The sequence below is a fragment of the Pseudomonas sp. HAR-UPW-AIA-41 genome (assembly GCF_002304225.1).
Taxonomy (GTDB): Bacteria; Pseudomonadota; Gammaproteobacteria; order Pseudomonadales; family Pseudomonadaceae; genus Aquipseudomonas.
The window spans coordinates 290,535-309,057 of the sequence record NZ_NSLB01000004.1; the positions used below are offsets into that span (position 1 = coordinate 290,535).

The 18,523-nt window shown below is 62.4% G+C and carries 15 protein-coding genes; 10 read left to right on the top strand and 5 right to left on the bottom strand.

The features are described from left to right. Window positions 1-137: 137 nt before the first annotated feature. A complete protein-coding gene (mpl, locus tag CK486_RS10610; RefSeq protein WP_095940262.1) occupies window positions 138-1,490 on the bottom strand; it encodes a UDP-N-acetylmuramate:L-alanyl-gamma-D-glutamyl-meso-diaminopimelate ligase in 1,353 nt (450 codons plus the stop codon). A 204-nt stretch (window positions 1,491-1,694) separates the two neighbouring features. Between mpl and CK486_RS10615 the strand changes: the two genes are divergently transcribed. Then, complete coding sequence (locus CK486_RS10615) at window positions 1,695-2,147, top strand: N-acetyltransferase (RefSeq protein ID WP_095940263.1); 453 nt, start codon at window positions 1,695-1,697, stop codon at window positions 2,145-2,147. 56 nt (window positions 2,148-2,203) lie between these two features. Here the strand turns inward: CK486_RS10615 and CK486_RS10620 are convergent, their stop codons facing one another. After that, the gene (locus CK486_RS10620; protein ID WP_095940264.1) at window positions 2,204-3,790 is read right to left on the bottom strand and encodes a protein kinase; all 1,587 of its coding nucleotides are present in this window, start codon (window positions 3,788-3,790) and stop codon (window positions 2,204-2,206) included. Window positions 3,791-3,911: 121 nt separating this feature from the next. Here CK486_RS10620 and CK486_RS10625 point away from each other — a divergent pair, with 121 nt between their 5' ends. The 9 genes from CK486_RS10625 to ispA all read left to right on the top strand — a co-directional run bounded on the left by CK486_RS10625 (window position 3,912) and on the right by ispA (window position 13,924). Next, the gene (locus CK486_RS10625) at window positions 3,912-4,556 is read left to right on the top strand and encodes a DedA family protein (protein WP_095940265.1); all 645 of its coding nucleotides are present in this window, start codon (window positions 3,912-3,914) and stop codon (window positions 4,554-4,556) included. 1 nt (window position 4,557) lies between these two features. Next, window positions 4,558-5,382 carry a zinc-dependent peptidase gene (locus tag CK486_RS10630; protein WP_095940266.1) on the top strand — a complete coding sequence of 275 codons (825 nt, stop codon included), beginning with the start codon at window positions 4,558-4,560 and terminating at the stop codon, window positions 5,380-5,382. Window positions 5,383-5,446: 64 nt separating this feature from the next. Next, window positions 5,447-5,974: an inorganic diphosphatase gene (ppa, locus tag CK486_RS10635; RefSeq protein ID WP_095940267.1), complete on the top strand. Its 528-nt coding sequence runs from the start codon at window positions 5,447-5,449 to the stop codon at window positions 5,972-5,974. A gap of 842 nt (window positions 5,975-6,816) precedes the next feature. Further along, window positions 6,817-7,506, top strand: coding sequence for a hypothetical protein (locus tag CK486_RS10640; RefSeq protein ID WP_141248898.1), 690 nt, complete (start codon window positions 6,817-6,819; stop codon window positions 7,504-7,506). A gap of 20 nt (window positions 7,507-7,526) precedes the next feature. Further along, entirely contained in the window at window positions 7,527-9,365 is a 1,839-nt protein-coding gene (locus CK486_RS10645; protein WP_095940269.1) for a zinc-dependent metalloprotease family protein, read from the top strand. A gap of 90 nt (window positions 9,366-9,455) precedes the next feature. After that, window positions 9,456-10,391, top strand: a complete 936-nt coding sequence (locus tag CK486_RS10650; protein ID WP_095940270.1) for an ABC transporter substrate-binding protein — start codon at window positions 9,456-9,458, stop codon at window positions 10,389-10,391. Continuing rightward, window positions 10,385-12,730, top strand: a complete 2,346-nt coding sequence (locus CK486_RS10655; RefSeq protein WP_095940271.1) for a bifunctional diguanylate cyclase/phosphodiesterase — start codon at window positions 10,385-10,387, stop codon at window positions 12,728-12,730. The genes CK486_RS10650 and CK486_RS10655 overlap by 7 nt, the downstream gene beginning before the upstream one ends. Before the next feature lie 67 nt (window positions 12,731-12,797). Then, window positions 12,798-13,037 carry an exodeoxyribonuclease VII small subunit gene (locus CK486_RS10660; RefSeq protein WP_095940272.1) on the top strand — a complete coding sequence of 80 codons (240 nt, stop codon included), beginning with the start codon at window positions 12,798-12,800 and terminating at the stop codon, window positions 13,035-13,037. Then, entirely contained in the window at window positions 13,037-13,924 is an 888-nt protein-coding gene (ispA, locus tag CK486_RS10665) for a (2E,6E)-farnesyl diphosphate synthase (protein ID WP_095940273.1), read from the top strand. The genes CK486_RS10660 and ispA overlap by 1 nt, the downstream gene beginning before the upstream one ends. A 55-nt stretch (window positions 13,925-13,979) precedes the next feature. On the opposite strand, the gene clpB is transcribed toward ispA, so the two are convergent. The 3 genes from clpB to rluD all read right to left on the bottom strand — a co-directional run bounded on the left by clpB (window position 13,980) and on the right by rluD (window position 18,377). Beyond that, complete coding sequence (gene clpB / locus CK486_RS10670; protein WP_095940274.1) at window positions 13,980-16,544, bottom strand: ATP-dependent chaperone ClpB; 2,565 nt, start codon at window positions 16,542-16,544, stop codon at window positions 13,980-13,982. A 137-nt stretch (window positions 16,545-16,681) separates the two neighbouring features. Beyond that, window positions 16,682-17,434, bottom strand: a complete 753-nt coding sequence (gene pgeF / locus CK486_RS10675) for a peptidoglycan editing factor PgeF (RefSeq protein ID WP_095940275.1) — start codon at window positions 17,432-17,434, stop codon at window positions 16,682-16,684. Then, complete coding sequence (gene rluD / locus CK486_RS10680; RefSeq protein WP_095940276.1) at window positions 17,418-18,377, bottom strand: 23S rRNA pseudouridine(1911/1915/1917) synthase RluD; 960 nt, start codon at window positions 18,375-18,377, stop codon at window positions 17,418-17,420. Before rluD ends, pgeF begins: the two co-directional genes overlap by 17 nt. Window positions 18,378-18,523 lie beyond the last annotated feature (146 nt).

The window sequence follows — 18,523 nt, forward strand, 5'->3', positions numbered from 1 at the left end:
CTGCTGTTGCGCTGGGTTATGCCGCGTTGGAACCCTGCTCAAAATGCTCATTTACGCGCAGTAAACTGCGCTTTTTCGCAGGTTTCCGCCTTGCCTAACCTGCGCTCACGACGCATTGAGAGCGAATTTTCCGCTGTCTATTCTTCCAGTGCCTTCGCCAGCTTGCCGTGCAGGCCGCCGAAACCGCCATTACTCATGACCACCACCTGAGTACCGGGCACAGCATGCGCCTTGACCCCCGCGATGATGGCCTCCAGCGAATCACAGACCTCGGTCGGCACGCTGGACGAGGCCACCGTGGCGGCCAGGTCCCAGCCCAGATTGGCCGGAGCGTACCAGAACACGCGGTCGGCCTGAGTCACCGAGCCGGGCAGGCCGTCGCGGTGGGCGCCGAGCTTCATCGAATTGGAGCGCGGCTCGATCACCGCAATCAGCGGCGCATCTCCGATCTGCTTGCGCAGGCCATCCAGGGTGGTGGCAATCGCCGTCGGATGGTGAGCGAAGTCGTCATAGATGGTCACGCCCTTCACCTCGGCGACCTTCTCCATGCGCCGCTTGACACTCTTGAAACCGGACAGTCCGGCAATCGCCACCTCCGGCACCACTCCCACATGGCGGGCGGCGGCCATCGTGGCCAGGGCGTTGGCGACGTTGTGCTGGCCGGTCAGCGACCACTCGACCACGCCCAGCAGGGCCTCATCGATGTACACCTCGAAACGCGAGCCGTCCTCGCTGAGCAGACGCGCCTGCCACTGGCCGGCGGTGCCGGTGGTCTGCACCGGTGTCCAGCAGCCCATGCCGATCACCCGCGCCAGCGCCTCTTCGGTCTGAGGATGGATGATCAGGCCATCGCCCGGCACGGTGCGCACCAGGTGGTGGAACTGCCGCTCGATGGCGGCCAGATCGGGGAAGATATCCGCGTGATCGAACTCCAGGTTGTTGAGGATGGCCGTGCGCGGGCGGTAGTGGACAAACTTGCTGCGCTTGTCGAAGAAGGCGCTGTCGTACTCGTCGGCCTCGACCACGAAGAACGGCGTGCCGCCCAGCCGGGCCGATACACCGAAGTTCTGCGGCACGCCGCCGATCAGAAAGCCAGGACTCATGCCGGCATGCTCCAGCACCCAGGCCAGCATGCTGGTGGTGGTGGTCTTGCCGTGGGTGCCGGCCACGCCCAGCACCCAGCGGCCCTGCAGCACATGGTCGGCCAGCCACTGCGGGCCGGACACATAGGGCAGGCCCTGATTGAGTACGTACTCCACCGCCGGGTTGCCGCGACTCAGGGCATTGCCGACCACCACCAGATCCGGCGCGGGCTGCAGGTGCGCCGGCTCATAGCCCTGCATCAGTTCGATACCCTGAGCTTCGAGCTGGGTGCTCATGGGCGGGTAGACATTGGCGTCGGAGCCGGTGACACGGTGACCGAGTTCTTTGGCCAGCACCGCCAGCGAGCCCATGAAGGTGCCGCAGATGCCGAGAATATGGATATGCATGAATGTCCTCGCAGGGCGGGCCGCCGTGGCCCCAGATGCTCGCGGCAGGTTATCACAGGGTCTGCAGTGAAAGACGCGGGCGCTCCATGAATCAAACGCTTGCTTGGATTGTCTTTTCCAGCAAGTATCTAGCACGCTCAATTGCGCCAAAGCTGGCATAAGCCATGCTTCATCTGAAGCGGATAACACTACAACGAGGTAGCCATGCGCATAGTCCAAGCCACCCTGGAACATCTGGACCTGCTCACACCGATGTTCATCAAGTACCGCGAGTTCTATGGCGAGCTGGCCCTGCCGGACTCCTCGCGCAAGTTTCTGGAGAACCGCCTCAAGCGTAAGGAGTCGGTGATCTACATGGCCCTGGCCGACGAGGAAGACCGCCTGCTCGGCTACTGCCAGCTCTACCCGAGCTTCTCCTCGCTGTCGCTCAAGCGCGTGTGGATTCTCAACGATATCTATGTGGCCGAAGATGCCCGCCGCCAGCTGGTAGCCGACCGCCTGCTGCAGACCGCCAAGAAGATGGCCAAGGACACCAACGCCATCCGTCTGCGCGTTGCCACCAGCCAGAACAACCTGGCTGCGCAGAAGACCTACGAGTCGATCGGCTTCCGCGAAGACACGGTATTCAAGAACTACACCCTGGAACTGGGCGACTGAACCTGAGCGGTTAACACCAAAGGCGGGGCTGATGCCCCGCCTTTTTCATATCCGCCTCATATCAGCGTCACCAGCAGGGCCAACAGCAGCTGCGCCATCAGCACCCCGAGCAGAGCAAAGCGCCATGGTTGCGGCCATACCTGCGGCTCGCTCCGGCCCGCATCGTTAAGCGGTCGCTCCAGCGCCTGCAAGAACTCCGACAAGGCATCAAAGCGCGCCCGCGGCTGTGGCGCCAGAGCACGCGCCAGCACGCCATCCCAGCCATTGGGCAACTGCCGCCCAGCCTCCGCCAGCGGCTCATAGCGAACCTGCTGAGGTGTATCTACCAGCGCCAGAGACGGCCACTCGCCACCCAGCAGCCAATAGCACAGGGCGGCCAGAGCAAACTGGTCGCAACGCCCGTCCAGCGGCTGTCCGTTACGCACCTCGGGCGCCAACGGCAATGGCGTAGACGCCACACTCTGCCGAGGCACCCCGGGCCAGCAGGCCGCCTGCTCCGGCAGCAGACATACCCGCCCCTGCTCATTGAGCAGGATCAGCTGCGGGTCCAGCACCAGCCCGAGCACGCCACGCCGCTGCAATGCACGCACCGCCGTGAGTAGGGGACGCAGCAGAGCCAGCACCTGCGCTGCCGACGGGCGGGCATGCTCTCGGCGCCACTGCGCCAGCGACAACACCCGCCCGGGCAACGGCCGCAGCACCTGCAGGGCATGACGGCGCGGCTCGGCCCGCGGCAGTAACACGGGCAGGCCGGGACAGGGCGCACGCCGCAGCACCCACTCGCGCTGACGAAACAGCTCGTCCACCGGCTGCTCGGCCAGCCACAGCCAGACACGTTCGCCCTCCTGCTCCGCCCACCAGAGGCGCCCAGAAGGGCCGGACTCTACCGGCGCCAGTACCGTCCAGCCTTCAACCGACTCGCCCGGCGCAAGCGGCGCCAGCACCGGCAGAGGCTCAACCGGAGCCGGCAACTGGACGGGAGCCAGCGAACCGGTACGCACCACCGCGGCAGCACCGGGGGCCACCAGCAGGGGTTGCAGCAGCGCCGTCAGACCGGCCGGGGTAGCCGTCCGGCAGCCGGCACTGAACAGTTCCAGATCGGCCACCGCTAGCAAGGGCTGTGGCGCCAGCAGGAGAAACTCACCCGAACTGAGCGGCAGGCTGTGCTGGATCAGGCCCAGCTCGGCCTGCACACCCAGCGGCGCGCTCTCGCGCCCATTCAGGCTCTGCAACACCCCCTCGCGCCAGCGCAACAGGCCGCAATCGCCCACCTGCATAAAGGTGGCCTCATCGCCCTGCAGCAACAACACGCCGGCACTGACCTCCGGCAGCAGGGCACCGCTGCCACGCTGAGTGAACAGCTGCTGATTGAGCGCGGACAACACCTGGCGCAATGCCTGGGTTTCACTCCACGCCTGCGGGGTCGCCTGATAATCGGCAAATAGCGCTGATAGGCTCCGCTCAAGAAAATGCACCACTTCAGGGCAACGACGTCCCCACAGCAGCGCCAGCAGCAGCACGGCAGGCCGTCCGCTTCGTCCAGCCAGCCATCGCGCTTCAATACGCGCAGCCTGCTCAGGCAGGTCTGGGCCGTGCCCTACAGCCGAGTGCAAGGCCGAATGTTCCAGGCAGTGAATCGTCATGGCATGCCCTCCAGCTCAGCGATGCAGGTAAAACTTTGCATCCTTTGTGCCTAGCCGCTCAGCCCTTAACAGCCGCTATACTCGCGCGCTTTGTCGCGCCGACTTCACGCTTGGAAAACACATGGAATTCAACCCCATCGACCTGATCCTGCACCTGGACACCTACCTGGAGATGCTGGTCACCCAGTACGGTACCTGGATCTATTTCATCCTCTTCGCAGTGATCTTCTGTGAAACCGGTCTGGTGGTCATGCCCTTCCTCCCCGGCGATTCGCTGCTGTTCCTCGCTGGCGCACTGGGTGCCATGGGCGGTCTGGACATCAATATCCTGATTGGCAGCCTGTGCGTCGCCGCCATCCTTGGCGACAGCACCAACTACTGGGTCGGCCGCAAGCTGGGCAAGCGCCTGTTCGCCAACCCCGACTCGAAAATCTTCCGCCGCGAGTACCTGGTCTACACCGAGGCCTTTTATGCCCGCCACGGCGGTAAGACAGTGACCATCGCCCGCTTCCTGCCGATCGTGCGCACCTTCGCCCCCTTCGTCGCCGGTCTGGGCCACATGCCCTATCGCCGCTTCGTGTTCTTCAGCGTGGCCGGCACGCTGCTGTGGGTCGGCGGCCTGTGCACCCTGGGCTACTTCTTCGGCAACCTGCCGATCATCCGCGACAACCTGACCCTGATGATCATCGGCGTGATCGGCTTTTCCCTGCTGCCCATGCTGATCGGCTGGCTGCAGCACCGTCGCCAGCAGGCCAAGGCGGCCTGAGATGCTCCACGCGCTGCGCCAGTGGTGGCGGCAGCGGCGCCTGCGCCGCTACCCGGTCAGCGATGCCGACTGGCAGGCTGTCCTGCAGCGCCTGCCGATACTCGACGGGCTGACGCCGGACGCCCTGCAGCGCCTGCGCGAGCGCAGCGCGCTGTTCCTGCTGGATAAACACCTGACCTGCCTCGGCGGCCTGCAGCTCGACCCGACCGACCGCCTGTGCCTGGCAGCCATGGCCCAGTTGCCGATCCTGGAGTTGCCGGAGCTGGACTGGTATCAGGGCTTTCACGAAATCGTCCTGTACCCGGACGACTTCGTCAGCCCGCAGCGTCATCGCGATGCCAGCGGCGTCGAACACCAGTGGGACGCCGAACACAGCGGCGAAGCCTGGCTGCAGGGGCCGGTGATCCTGGCCTGGCCGGGTGTCACCGGCAGCGGCGGCTGGGATGCCTACAACCTGGTGATCCACGAACTGGCGCACAAGCTGGACATGCTCAACGGCTCGCCCAACGGCCTGCCCCCGCTGCACGCCGATATGCGCATCAGCGACTGGGCCGGTGCCATGCAGCACGCTTATGACCGACTCAATGCCCAGCTCGACGCAAACCCGCATGCCCACACGGCCATCGACCCCTATGCCGCGGAAGACCCGGCGGAGTTCTTCGCCGTCACCAGCGAGTATTTCTTCAGCGCCCCCGACCTGCTGCACCAGGCTTTCGCCGAGGTCTACCAGCAGCTCAGCCTGTTCTATCGTCAGGACCCGCTGCAGCGGTTGCAGCAACTGCAGGCCAGCCATCCGGCCTACGCCAGCCCACGAAAGTCTGACTAGCCGCCCCAAGGCAATGTGCCTATAATCCCGCCACTTTTTTGGCCAGCCTCTCAGGAGACGCCCCATGAGCTTCAGCAAGATCCCGGCCGGCAAAGACCTGCCGAACGACATCTACGTGGCCATCGAAATTCCGGCCAACCACGCGCCGATCAAATACGAAATCGATCACGACACCGACTGCCTGTTCGTCGATCGTTTCATGGCCACCCCGATGTTCTACCCGGCCAACTACGGTTTCATCCCGCACACCCTGGCCGACGACGGTGATCCCCTCGACGTGCTGGTCGTAACCCCGTATCCGGTTGCCCCGGGCTCGGTCATCCGCTGCCGTCCGGTCGGCGTGCTGAACATGACCGACGAAGCAGGCGGTGATGCCAAGCTGATCGCCGTACCGCACGACAAGCTGACTCAGATCTACAAAGACGTACAGGAATACACCGACCTGCCTCCGCTGCTGCTGGAGCAGATCAAGCACTTCTTCGAGAACTACAAGGATCTCGAGAAGGGCAAGTGGGTCAAGGTCGAAGGCTGGGGCAACGCCGAAGAAGCCCGCACAGCAATTACCAAGGCGGTTGCGGCTTACCAAAAATAAGCCTGAACCACCCCCTAAAAGCCGGCCACAAGCCGGCTTTTTTATGCCTATGACTTTGCCAGTTATTGAAGCCAGCAGGCATCTCGCAAGACAGCCTGCGATGGACAAGCCTTTGCCACCAGCAGGCTTAACCGAGCCACTTAACGTCTCGCCAAAGTGCACTGCTCCGCCAGCACTTCCCGAAGCCGGGACCACCAAACTGCCTAAACGCCCCCTTCCTGCACTGTGCCAGTGGCCACATTTCCAGACGAAAGCACGACAGCTGCCCTTGAGTCTGGAGTCATGAACTACGCGGGCTGCGCTACCGAGCACGTTTTCGTAGCAGCATCCCGCTGACAGACAGTGATGAACCTAGTTGCGCAAGACTCATCACTGAGCGAACTGCAGCGAAGCACTGACCGAAGGGCTGGCGGTACGTCGCGAAGGGGCGGCAGGGTGGATTTCACATCCAGAGCATCAATGTTTACAGCAGCCGACTAAAGAATCTGGATGGTGCGCTTTCATGTCCTGGCTACCGACCGCATACCCAATGATCTGCGCAGTCGACACACGCAGGAGGGCTGCCCTTGCCCATGCTCAAGGCCTTGCTGGCACTCAATCTAGAGCGGATACGAAGTGACATACAGCCTTATAAGCTTATAGATCTCGCTGCAAGGGCTCTCCTATAGCGAATTCATCTTTATTAGCAATGAAGGCATTGTGCTATCAATATTTTGGCGTCAATAAAATGAACAGCCAACCGTTGTTGTATGACGGTTTAACCTGTTCCGCGGTTGTCAGAGATGCTCTTCCGTGGTTTCGCTCCAACCCGCTACAGCGGGCTGAACGTAGGAAGGTGGCCCATGCCTCGAACCCTGCTCTATCTAGCGGTAGCCGTGCTTGCCTCAACTGCAACGGTTGCACTCTTACTGCACGATTCTTCTGCGACCAACGTCGCTGCTGTTTCCCCTGATCGGCTACCACCAGCCCAGACCAATGCGTCAGCAACCGGTTTACCGCCATCCAAACCGCTAGTCATGCCATCGGCTGGCGCAGCGGAGTCGCTCGCGAGCACATCATTCCAAGAAGTAACGTCAAGCGCGGCCGCACAGACCGACGATGTGATTGAGCTTTGGGACAGCAGCTCGCTGGTACCCGAGCAGCAAGATGAAATGACCCTGTACCACACCCGCATGCCGGTTTCCGTCCTTGGCATGTTGGCCGTCGGCAAGACCTTGCAGCTGGCCGTTCCAGGTCGCAAAGAGCCGCTGCGAGCCAAACTGGACGAGACCCACAACACCGGCGTCGCAGTTTGGAGTGGATCGGTACAAGGGGGGCAGCCAGAGGACTCGCTGACCGTCGTACGCGGTCAGGTTGAGACCCATATCACCGTCGCCACACGCGATAAGACCCTGTCATTTGTAGTGGACAACGCCACGGGCAGCACGCTGATGACTGACCAGAACGAGCTACTGCTGCGCGCCACCCCAGACGCCCTCATTACCCCTGAATCCACGCCGTTGCAGCCACTCCCACCGCCAACCCGCGGCTGAGCGCTACAGGATTAGAAACCATGAAAAAACTATTCGCCTGCCTGGCCATGCTCTTGCTGACCCCAGCCACTCAAGCTGCCACCGAATTGCGCACCGTCGATCTGCTGGTGCTCTACACCAAAGAGGCGCAAGCCCTGCCTAATGGACGCGACATTGACGCCCGCATCGCCAGCTACATCGAATTCGCCAACAACGCATTCAAGAAGAGCAACGTCAACCTGCGTCTGCGCTTGGTCAACCGGCAACAGCTAACCTGGGCCAGTTACCCGACCATCTCTGCGAAAGATCTGTCTGCGTTCGCTGCCGACCCACGGGTACAGCAACTTCGTGAAACCTACGGTGCCGACGTAGTACAACTGATCAGCCGCACCCAAGTGGGTCAGGGCTATGGCGTGTGCGGCATCGGCTACGTGCTCTCCGGGCCGAAGAACAGCAGCACGTTCCAGAGTGGCGCCTGGGCAAGTGCCTACGGCATTACCGGCGTGGATTGCAGTCTTAGCACCATGGCTCACGAGATCGGCCACAATCTGGGATTGCGTCACTCGTACGAGCAGGATCAAACCGAGGGTTACTACACCTACCTGGCCCGTGGCATTCACCAAGGAACCTTTGAATGGGGGCGCGGCTACGGTATACAGGGTCGCTTCGCGACCATCATGGCCTACCCTCAAGCGTTTAATGCTCCGGTGCAAGCGCCGTTATTTTCCACTCCCGCCCTGAGCGACAGTACCTGTGCCAACCAGGCATGTGGCCGCGCCAGCTTTGCTGACGCCGCTCGCGCGCTCAACGATATGGCCACACAGATCGCCTCACTGCGTCCGACCAAAGTACCCGAAACGATCAACCCGACCAGCACGCCGACCACACCCACTAAACCAACCACACCGGCCACGCCCGTAACACCGCCGATAACGGCCTGGTGTACCAAACCAACCCTCACCGGCTTGGTAACCAACAGCGAATTTCGCACTCTGGATGGTTGGAAAACCTTGCTTAATGTGGCCAAGCTGAGCCAACTAAACGTAGGTAAAAATTGTCGTGACGACGCGTTGCAATTCGACCTTCCGGCTGGTCGCGACGACATGCTCGCCACCTCTGTCGGCGTGCTCAAGGTTGGCGCCACCTACCGGTTGAAAGCCAAGGTCATGCTCAAGGGCACCAACGTGCGCGGCAATGTTTTCCTGGGCATGGTCCACGAAGATAATGCCGGCATCAGCTACAACAGCGCCAACGGTACGATCAAGTCGGTGACCAGTAGCGAGTTCACGCCCATCGAGATGACCTTTATCTACCAGCCGCCACCAACAGTCATCCGTAACACCTACCTGGGCCTACTAAGCATGAACCGCCTGGGTGTACTTCTGGATGAAGTCCAGCTCGACGAAATAACGCCCACCACCGCAATCAAGCCAGTGACACCAGCGGCATTTATCTGGACGTTCGACAGCGTGATGGGGGAATGGACCGGATTCTACGGCAGCAATCGGCTCACTGCGCTGGCGGCAACGGGCAAGTCGCTGGAGGTTTATGCGCGTAAGGCCGACGGTACTGGAGCCAGCCTGTTGCTAGCCGGCAAGGTGCAGCCAGGCTTGTCGTATCGCTTTAGTGCTGACGTGATGGTAAGCCGCACTGCCAGCGTCACGGCGCTGTCCTATGCCTACCTCTACCTTGAAGATACGTCCGGCAATGCTCGTACGCTGTCACTCGGCGTGGTGAATACCAAGGGCGGGGTCTGGAGTCAGTTGCAGCAGAGTTTCCAGGTGCCGGCTGGTACTTATCGACGCATGGAACTGCTTGTGCTTGGAACTCGCTCAGACCAATCGCTGTTCCTGGATAACATCAGCATTAACCGGCTCTAGCCGAAAAATCTGAGGCTCGCGGTTGTTATGGATGTTCCCCCCACTAACTTCATGGGTTAAGGTGCAGGCTGATCTCCGCGGAGCGGCAGGATGCCTCGTTTTGTTGCCATCGCCCTGATCCTTGGTCTGCTGGCAGGCTGTAGCGAGCCGAAAGATACCGTGCGCATAGGCGCCAATCGCTGGCTCGGCTATGCGCCACTGTATCTGGCTGATGATCTCGGCTGGATGCAGCAAGGTCACTTACGCCTAGTCGAATATCCCCACGCCACAGGCGTACTTCGCGGCTACCGAAATGGCATGCTGGATGCCGCTCTGCTGACCCTCGACGAAGCCTTGATCCTGCAAAGCAGCGGTCAGCCCGTAGAAATACTTCTAGTAGCAGACGTCTCGACCGGCGCCGATGTGCTGTTCGCCAAACGCTCTATCACGCAGCTGAGTGAACTACGCGGCAAGCAGATCGGCGTGGAAAATAGTGCATTGGGTGCCTACTTCCTCTCCCGCACTCTGGATCTGGCCAAGCTAAACCGCACGGATGTGCGGGTACTGGACATGCCGATCAACGAACATCTGACTGCCTTGCAGAATGACCAGATTGATGCAGCAATCAACTTTGCCTCGGCCAGTCTGGATTTCGCGGAGCTGAATGCCCACCGACTGCTGGATAGTCGCGCGCTACCAAACGAAATCGTCGATGTACTGGTGATCAACCCACATACCATCACCTCTGAGCAGGCAAAACGGCTGCGCGCACTGTGGTTCACCAGTCTCAAGGAGTGGCAGCACCAACGGGCCAGCCATGATCAACGCCTGGAGCGTCGTCTGGGCCTTAGTCAGAATGAGTTGGAAGTGACGCTCTCAGGCCTGCAGATGGGAGATGCCACCCTCAATCAGCAACTGGTCAAGGACGGCGAGTTACAGCGCAGCATGCAGCGCCTCAACCAGTACCTCTTCAGCCGCCAACTTCAGAGCAAACCGGCGAATATCCGCCAGATGCTCCCCAACAGCTGTCAGGGTGATGCATGCTGACTCAACTATCGCTGCGTCGCTCTTTACCCCTGCTGCTCGGCCTTTTTGCCCTGATGTTCAGCCTGCTGCTATTGAGTATCGAATTGCCGTTACGCAGCAGTGCCGAAATGCGCAACTGGCGCCAACACAGCGAACAGACCCTGGCCTTGCTGCAGAGCAGCCTGGCCGATCACTTGCGCCAAGGTCGCAGTGAAGAGCTGCAAACCGAGCTAGCTGACCTGGGCAGCCTGGCCAATGTCCGCTGGGCCATGGTAATCGATGCCGAGCAACAGATTGTCGCGGCAACCCGTCTAGGCCTTGAGCTGACCAGTCTGACCGGCCTCAGCCACGCCGACCTGGCCCGCCATGGCGCCAGCACCAAGGCCCACTGGATTGCCCAAAGTGACGAGCGTTTTCTCGCAATCTACCCGCTCGACCGCCAGGGCAGTCATGTATTACTGGTCAGTTTCGACTTTGCCGAACAACTGCGACTAACCAGTCACAACACCTGGCTGTTCATAGGGCAAGTTCTGCTCCTGCTACTGACCCTCGGGCTGGTACTCAACGCCCTGTACCACCTGCTGGTGACTCGCCGCCTGGCAGCTATCGAGCAGGCGACCCAGCGTTTTGCTCTCGGCGCAGAGGATGCCCACGCCGAAATCTCTGGCAACGATGAGATCAGCCAGCTGGCCAGCAGCTTCAACCTCATGTTCGAGCAACTGCAGCGCCAGCAGCACACGCTGCGCGAGAGCCAGAAACTGCTGAGCACGCTGATCGACACCGCACCGATCGGCATGATGGTGGTCGATCACGAACTACGGGTAGAGCAGGCTAATCCGGCGGCAGCCAAGCTGTTCGCCTGTACGCCTAGGGACCTGCAAGGCAACTTGCCACAGGATCGACTGCTCGGGGGTGGCTGCTGGGAGCGGCTGATCCAGGCTCCGGCCAGCAGTAATCTTGAATTCACCACGCTGCGCAATGGCCACGAAACCTCCCTGGAAATCTCCATGACGCCCTTCCTGCGCGAAGGAGAAAAGCATTATCTGGTACTGCTACGTGATATCAGCGATCGCAAACTGGCCGAACAGCGCCTGCGCTTTCTGGCCCACTTCGATCCACTGACTCAACTGGCCAACCGCCACCAGCTGCAGCAGCGTCTGGAGCAACTGCTCGCCGCCGGCAGCCGCCTGGCCCTGCTGTTCCTCGATATCGACCACTTCAAGCGCATTAACGACATCCATGGCCACGAGCTGGGTGACCGCCTGCTGGTAGAAATCGCCGAGCGACTCAAGCCACTCATGCCCCCCCACTGCCTGCTTGGCCGCAGTGGTGGAGACGAATTTGTCTGCCTGCTCGAAGGTGCCGAACGCAGCAGCGCTCAAGCCCTTGGTGAAGCCCTGCTCGCCGCCTTCAAAGCTCCCTTTCAGGTTCGCCAGTACCATTTCAACATCACCCCCAGCATTGGCCTGACGCTGCACGGTGGCCAGCCGAGCAATGCCAGCGAACTGCTCAAGCAGGCAGACCTTGCGCTTTATGCAGCCAAAGACAGCGGGCGTAACAACATGGCGCTTTACAGTCCGAGACTGAGCGAAGCCACCGAGCTTCGACAGATGCTTGAAGCCGAACTACGACTCGCCATCCAGCGCGACGAGTTCGAACTGTTCTACCAGCCTCAGGTTTCACCCTCCGGCCAGCCATTGGCGATGGAAGCACTGCTTCGATGGCACTCGCCCAGCCGCGGCTTGGTCGCGCCGAACGAATTCATTCCGGTTCTGGAGGACAGCGGCCTGATTCTCGAAACCACACCCAAGATCGTGCGCATGGCCTGTCGTCAGGTGCGCCAGTGGCACTTGGCCGGCCTCGACTGGCGCGTGGCCATCAACCTGTCGCCACTGGATTTCAGCCAGGACGATCTGGCCGGGCGGCTGCTGGCGATTCTCGCCGAAGAACAGGTCAACCCCGACTGGCTCGAGCTGGAGGTCACCGAAAGCGCCCTGCTCAGCGACGGACCGGCGGTGCGTGACAGCCTGGCACGCCTGAAGCAGGCCGGTCTACCGCTGCTGTTGGACGACTTCGGTACCGGCTACGCCTCGCTGACCTACCTGCAGCAATTCCACTTCGACGGTATCAAGATCGACCGTCAGTTCGTCGCCGACCTGCCAGACAGCACCCAGTCGGTAGCACTGGTGCGCGGCATCCTGACCATGGCCGCGCAACTGGGCGTGGAAGTGATAGCCGAAGGCGTGGAAAACGAACGGCAGGCAGCCTTCCTCCAGCTCAACGGCTGCCAGCGGCTGCAGGGCTATTACTACGGTCGCCCGCAACCGGCTACGCAGCTCAATGCGGCCAGCCTGGCCTGATTTGCCCGCTGCGCCGCCCTCTGCTAGTGTCGCGCCGGTTCCGACAGCCCACGAGAAGTAGTCCCCCATGGCCCGCAAGAAAGCCACGCTCGATTTCGAGCAATCCCTGAGCGAACTGCAAGCACTGGTTGAGCGCCTGGAAAGCAGCGAGCTGCCGCTGGAAGAGTCGCTGAGCGCTTTCGAGCAGGGCATCCGCCTGACCCGGGACTGCCAGAGCGCCCTGACCCAGGCCGAACAGAAGGTGCAGATCCTGCTGGAACGCGATGGCGAGCTGGAGGAAGCCCCCTTCGAGGCCGGAGACGCCTGATGTTCGCCGCCTACCAGCAACGCAGCCAGCAGCGCGTCGACGCCGCCCTCGAACGCCTGTTCCAGGCACCCGCCAGCGACCTTGAGCGACTCTATGCCGCCATGCGCTACAGCGTGATCAATGGTGGCAAGCGCGTGCGCCCGCTACTGGTCTACGCCGCCTGCGAATCCCTCGGCGGCGATCTGGCACAGGCCGATGGTGCCGCCTGCGCGGTGGAGCTGATCCACGCTTACTCGCTGGTGCATGACGACCTGCCCGCCATGGACGACGATGACCTGCGCCGCGGCCAGCCAACCACTCATATCGCCTTCGACGAGGCCTGCGCGATTCTGGCCGGCGATGCATTGCAGAGCCTGGCCTTCGAAGTGCTCGGCAGTGATGCCGGCAATCCGGCCGATGCCGCCCTGCGCCTGCGCATGCTCGCCACCCTCAGTCGCGCGGCAGGACCGGCCGGCATGGTGGGTGGCCAGGCCATCGACCTCGCCGCCGTCGGTATCAAGATCGACCAGCAGGCTCTCGAGCGCATGCACCGGCACAAGACCGGCGCCCTGATCGAAGCCAGCGTAGTGCTTGGCGCCATGGCCAGCGGCAAGGCCAGTGCCATTCAACTGAACGCCCTGCAGCAGTATGCCCAGTCCATCGGCCTGGCTTTCCAGGTGCAGGACGACATCCTCGATGTGGAAAGCGATACCGCCACACTGGGCAAAACCCAGGGCAAGGACGAAGCCAACGACAAGCCGACCTACCCGGCCTTGCTTGGCCTTGAAGCGGCCAAGGCCTATGCCCTCGAACTGCGCGATCAGGCTCTCGCCGCGCTGCGCGATTTCGATGAGCGCGCCGAGCCGCTGCGGCAACTGGCGGAGTTCATCGTCGCCCGTCGCAGCTGAAGCTGCAGACACAAAAAAGCCCCGCAGTGCGGGGCTTTTTGCTTAACGGGCGGCGTCAGGCGAATACAATCTCCTCGCCGTCGACCTTGGCCTTGATCACGGTGCCGGGAACGAACTTGCCGGCCAGGATCTGCTGTGCCAGCGGGTTCTCGATCCAGCGCTGAATCCCGCGCTTGAGCGGACGCGCGCCGTAGACCGGGTCGAAGCCAACAGCCACCAGCTTGTCCAGCGCCTCGTCGGTCAGCTCCAGCGACAGCTCGCGCTCGGCCAGCCGGGCACGCAGGCGCGCCATCTGGATAGTCGCGATACCGGCGATCTGCTCACGCCCCAGCGGCTCGAATACCACCACCTCGTCGATGCGGTTGATGAACTCCGGACGGAAGTGCTGGCTGACGGCATCCATCACCGCGGCACGCTGGGCCTCCGGATCACCGACCAGCTCCTGGATCTGCGCCGAGCCCAGGTTGGAGGTCATCACCACCACGCAGTTCTTGAAGTCCACGGTACGGCCCTGGCTGTCGGTCAGGCGACCATCTTCGAGCACCTGCAACAGCACGTTGAACACATCCGGGTGAGCCTTCTCCACCTCGTCCATGAGGATCACCGAGTAAGGTTTGCGGCGTACCGCCTCGGTCAGGTAACCACCCTCCTCGTAGCCCACATAGCCGGGCGGCGCACCGATCAGGCGAGCCACCGAGTGCTTCTCCATGAACTCGGACATGTCGATGCGCACCAGCGCCTCCTCGGTATCGAAGAGGAACTCGGCCAGCGCCTTGCACAGCTCGGTCTTGCCCACCCCGGTCGGGCCGAGGAAGAGGAAGGAGCCGCTGGGCCGGTTGGGATCGGACAGGCCGGCGCGCGAACGACGCACCGCATTGGCCACCGCCACCACCGCCTCGTGCTGACCGATCACGCGCTTGTGCAGGTCGTCTTCCATGCGCAGCAGCTTCTCGCGCTCCCCTTCGAGCATCTTGCTCACCGGAATGCCGGTCCACTTGGACACCACCTCGGCAATCTCTTCGTCGGTGACCTTGTTGCGCAGCAGCTGGTTCTCGCTCTTGCCGTGCTGGTCGACCATCTGCAGGCTGCGCTCCAGATCGGGAATCACGCCGTACTGCAGCTCGGCCATGCGGTTGAGATCGCCCTTGCGTCGGGCGGTCTCCAGCTCGGCCTTGGCCTGCTCGATACGCTGCTGAATCTGCGCCGAGCCTTGCACCTCGGCCTTCTCCGACTTCCAGATTTCCTCGAGATCGGCGTACTCCTGCTCCAGGCGGGCAATATCTTCCTTGAGTTTTTCCAGACGCTTGAGGGCAGCCTCATCGTCTTCCTTCTTCAGCGCTTCGCGCTCGACCTTGAACTGAATCAGACGACGCTCCAGACGATCCAGCTCCTCGGGCTTGGAATCGATCTCCATGCGGATACGGCTGGCCGCCTCGTCGATCAGGTCGATGGCCTTGTCAGGCAGCTGGCGGTCGGTGATATAGCGGTGCGACAGTTTCGCCGCCGCGATGATGGCACCGTCGGTAATGGTCACCTTGTGGTGCACCTCGTAGCGTTCCTTGAGGCCACGGAGGATGGCGATGGTATCTTCTTCGCTCGGCTCATCGACCAGCACCTTCTGGAAACGGCGCTCCAGCGCAGCATCCTTCTCGATGTACTGGCGGTACTCGTCCAGCGTGGTGGCGCCCACGCAGTGCAGCTCGCCACGGGCCAGCGCAGGCTTGAGCATGTTGCCTGCGTCCATGGCGCCCTCGGCCTTGCCGGCGCCGACCATGGTGTGCAGCTCGTCGATGAACAGAATGACCCGCCCTTCCTGCTTGCCCAGCTCGTTGAGCACCGCCTTGAGGCGCTCCTCGAATTCGCCGCGGAACTTGGCACCGGCAATCAGCGCGCCCATGTCCAGCGACAGCAGACGCTTATCCTTGAGGCCGTCGGGCACCTCACCATTGACGATGCGCTGGGCCAGCCCTTCGACGATGGCGGTCTTGCCGACGCCGGGCTCGCCGATCAGCACCGGGTTGTTCTTGGTGCGGCGTTGCAGAACCTGGATGGTGCGGCGGATTTCATCATCACGGCCGATCACCGGGTCGAGCTTGCCGTCTTCGGCGCGCTTGGTCAGGTCGACGGTGTACTTGTCCAGCGCCTGGCGCGACTCCTCGGCGTTCGGATCATTCACCGCCTCACCGCCGCGCAGGTTGGCGATGGCGTTTTCCAGGGCTTTCTTGCTCACGCCCTGAGCCAGCAGCAGCTTGCCCAGCTTGGTGTTTTCATCCAGCGCGGCGAGCAGCACCAGCTCGCTGGAAATGAACTGATCGCCCTTCTGCTGAGCCAGACGATCTGCCTGGTTGAGCAGGCGCGCCAGATCCTGGGACAGGTTCACGTCGCCAGTCGGGTTCTGGATCTTCGGCAGCTGGTCGAGCTCCTTGGTCAGCCCCTGACGCAGGGCATTGACGTCGAAACCGACCTGCATCAGCAACGGCTTGATGGAGCCGCCCTGCTGTTCCAGCAGGGCATGCAGCAGGTGAACCGGCTCGATGGCCGGGTGATCATGGCCGACGGCCAGCGACTGGGCATCGGAAAGGGCCAGTTGCAGCTTGCTGGTCAAACGATCGATTCGCATGGATTCATCCTTCCTCTAGGTAGGGCGGGCCGGAGCAACAGCACACTCCTGAGCAGAAACCCGCCGGGTTGCAGTCTAGATGAGGACAGTTTTCAGCGATTCAAGGCCGCCAATCTTGACCGGGATCAGCCCGGCGCTCAGTTGGCCAGCCAGATCAGACTGGCAAAACGCCCGGTGCGGGCGGCGCGGCGATAGGAGAAGAAACGCTCGTCGCTGACCGTGCACAAGCCGCCGCCATAGACGGCCGTGACGCCCTGGGCCGCCAGGCGGATACGCGCCAGCTGGTAGATATCAGCCATGAACTTGCCCGCCTGAGCGCCCGGCACAAAAGCCGAGGCGGCCTCGGCATGCTGGACCACAAAGGCCTCGCGCACTTCGGCGCCGACTTCGAAAGCCGCAGGACCAATAGCCGGGCCCAGCCAGACCAGCGTCTCGGCCGGATCGAACGCCAGGGCCCTGAGCGTGTTTTCCAGCACGCCACCAGCCAGCCCGCGCCAGCCGGCATGGGCGGCGGCAACACGGGTACCGGCACGATCACAGAACAGCACCGGCAGACAGTCGGCCGTCATCACCAGCGCCGCGACCCCGGGCGTGGCCGTCCAGCTGGCATCCGCGGTGAGCACCTGAGCAGGCGTGGCTTCGACCACATCCGGGCTGTGCACCTGATTCAGCCAGGTCGGCTGACAACCCAGCAACGTCTGCAGCCGGGAGCGGTTCTGCGCGACGGCATCGGCATCGTCACCAACATGGGTACCGAGATTGAGACGGTCGAACGGCGGCAGACTGACGCCGCCGGCACGCGTGGTGACGCAGCTGCGCACACGGGCCGGGGCCGGCCACTCAGGCAGCAGGCAGTCGGCCAGGCTCAGCGGCTCACACGAAGGATTCATGATCCTGACGCAGCAGGGAAAGCAGCCAGACCAGATCTTCCGGCAACGGCGATTCCCATTTCATGCGCTTGCCGGTGGTCGGATGCTTCAGTTCCAGGAAACGGGCGTGCAGAGCCTGGCGCGGGAACTCCCTGAGCGTCTGCACCAGCGTCGGGCTGGCCGCCGGCGGAATACGGAAGCGCCCGGCATATACCGGATCGCCGACCAGCGGGAAACCGGCGTAGGTCATGTGCACGCGAATCTGGTGAGTACGCCCGGTTTCCAGCTTGACCCGCACATGGGTGTGCGAGCGGAAGCGCTCAAGCACGCGGTAATGACTGACGGCCGGCTTGCCGCCCTCGATCACCGCCATGCGCTGGCGATTGGCCGAGCTACGGCCGATGGGGGCATCGACGGTGCCACCGGAAGTGACCACGCCGATCACGATGCATTCGTAGATCCGGCTGACGGTGCGTGCCTGCAGCTGGGCCACCAGTTGGGTGTGCGCTTCCAGCGTCTTGGCCACCACCATGAGACCTGTGGTGTCCTTGTCCAGACGATGCACGATACCGGCGCGCGGCACATTGATGATGTCCGGCACATGATGCAGCAGGGCATTGAGCAGGGTGCCATCGGCATGCCCGGCAGCCGGATGGACCACAAGCCCCGCCGGCTTGTCGATCACCAGCAGATCATCGTCCTCGTAGACGATGTTCAGCGGGATGTCCTGCGCCACCCACTCACCCTGGGCCTCCTGCTCGGTTTCCAACTCCAGTACCGAGCCGAAGTGCACCACATCGCGCGGACGCAGCACCGCACCATCGACGGTCAGGCGCCCTTCCTTGATCCAACCGGCCAGGCGCGAACGCGAGTGTTCAGCAAAGAGTTGTGCGGCGATCTGGTCAAGGCGCTGACCGCCCATCTCGAAAGGCACTTCGGCACGTAGTTGGATTATCTCGGACATGGGCACATCTGGGCGAGGCACGGCTTTTGGAAACCGCCGTGCGCTGTGGTTAAATACGGCGTCTTTGTCCCCGGGAAACCTGGGGCGCTCATCATAACAGGACGACGGCCCCCTAGACAGCCGGCCGTCACAGGGATGCAAGCCGC

What these genes read in the sequence shown, in the direction of transcription:
- mpl (WP_095940262.1), bottom strand. Translation starts at nt 1,490, where the DNA reads ATGCATATCCATATTCTCGGCATCTGCGGCACCTTCATGGGCTCGCTG.
- CK486_RS10615 (WP_095940263.1), top strand. Translation starts at nt 1,695, where the DNA reads ATGCGCATAGTCCAAGCCACCCTGGAACATCTGGACCTGCTCACACCG.
- CK486_RS10620 (WP_095940264.1), bottom strand. Translation starts at nt 3,790, where the DNA reads ATGACGATTCACTGCCTGGAACATTCGGCCTTGCACTCGGCTGTAGGG.
- CK486_RS10625 (WP_095940265.1), top strand. Translation starts at nt 3,912, where the DNA reads ATGGAATTCAACCCCATCGACCTGATCCTGCACCTGGACACCTACCTG.
- CK486_RS10630 (WP_095940266.1), top strand. Translation starts at nt 4,558, where the DNA reads ATGCTCCACGCGCTGCGCCAGTGGTGGCGGCAGCGGCGCCTGCGCCGC.
- ppa (WP_095940267.1), top strand. Translation starts at nt 5,447, where the DNA reads ATGAGCTTCAGCAAGATCCCGGCCGGCAAAGACCTGCCGAACGACATC.
- CK486_RS10640 (WP_141248898.1), top strand. Translation starts at nt 6,817, where the DNA reads ATGCCTCGAACCCTGCTCTATCTAGCGGTAGCCGTGCTTGCCTCAACT.
- CK486_RS10645 (WP_095940269.1), top strand. Translation starts at nt 7,527, where the DNA reads ATGAAAAAACTATTCGCCTGCCTGGCCATGCTCTTGCTGACCCCAGCC.
- CK486_RS10650 (WP_095940270.1), top strand. Translation starts at nt 9,456, where the DNA reads ATGCCTCGTTTTGTTGCCATCGCCCTGATCCTTGGTCTGCTGGCAGGC.
- CK486_RS10655 (WP_095940271.1), top strand. Translation starts at nt 10,385, where the DNA reads ATGCTGACTCAACTATCGCTGCGTCGCTCTTTACCCCTGCTGCTCGGC.
- CK486_RS10660 (WP_095940272.1), top strand. Translation starts at nt 12,798, where the DNA reads ATGGCCCGCAAGAAAGCCACGCTCGATTTCGAGCAATCCCTGAGCGAA.
- ispA (WP_095940273.1), top strand. Translation starts at nt 13,037, where the DNA reads ATGTTCGCCGCCTACCAGCAACGCAGCCAGCAGCGCGTCGACGCCGCC.
- clpB (WP_095940274.1), bottom strand. Translation starts at nt 16,544, where the DNA reads ATGCGAATCGATCGTTTGACCAGCAAGCTGCAACTGGCCCTTTCCGAT.
- pgeF (WP_095940275.1), bottom strand. Translation starts at nt 17,434, where the DNA reads ATGAATCCTTCGTGTGAGCCGCTGAGCCTGGCCGACTGCCTGCTGCCT.
- rluD (WP_095940276.1), bottom strand. Translation starts at nt 18,377, where the DNA reads ATGTCCGAGATAATCCAACTACGTGCCGAAGTGCCTTTCGAGATGGGC.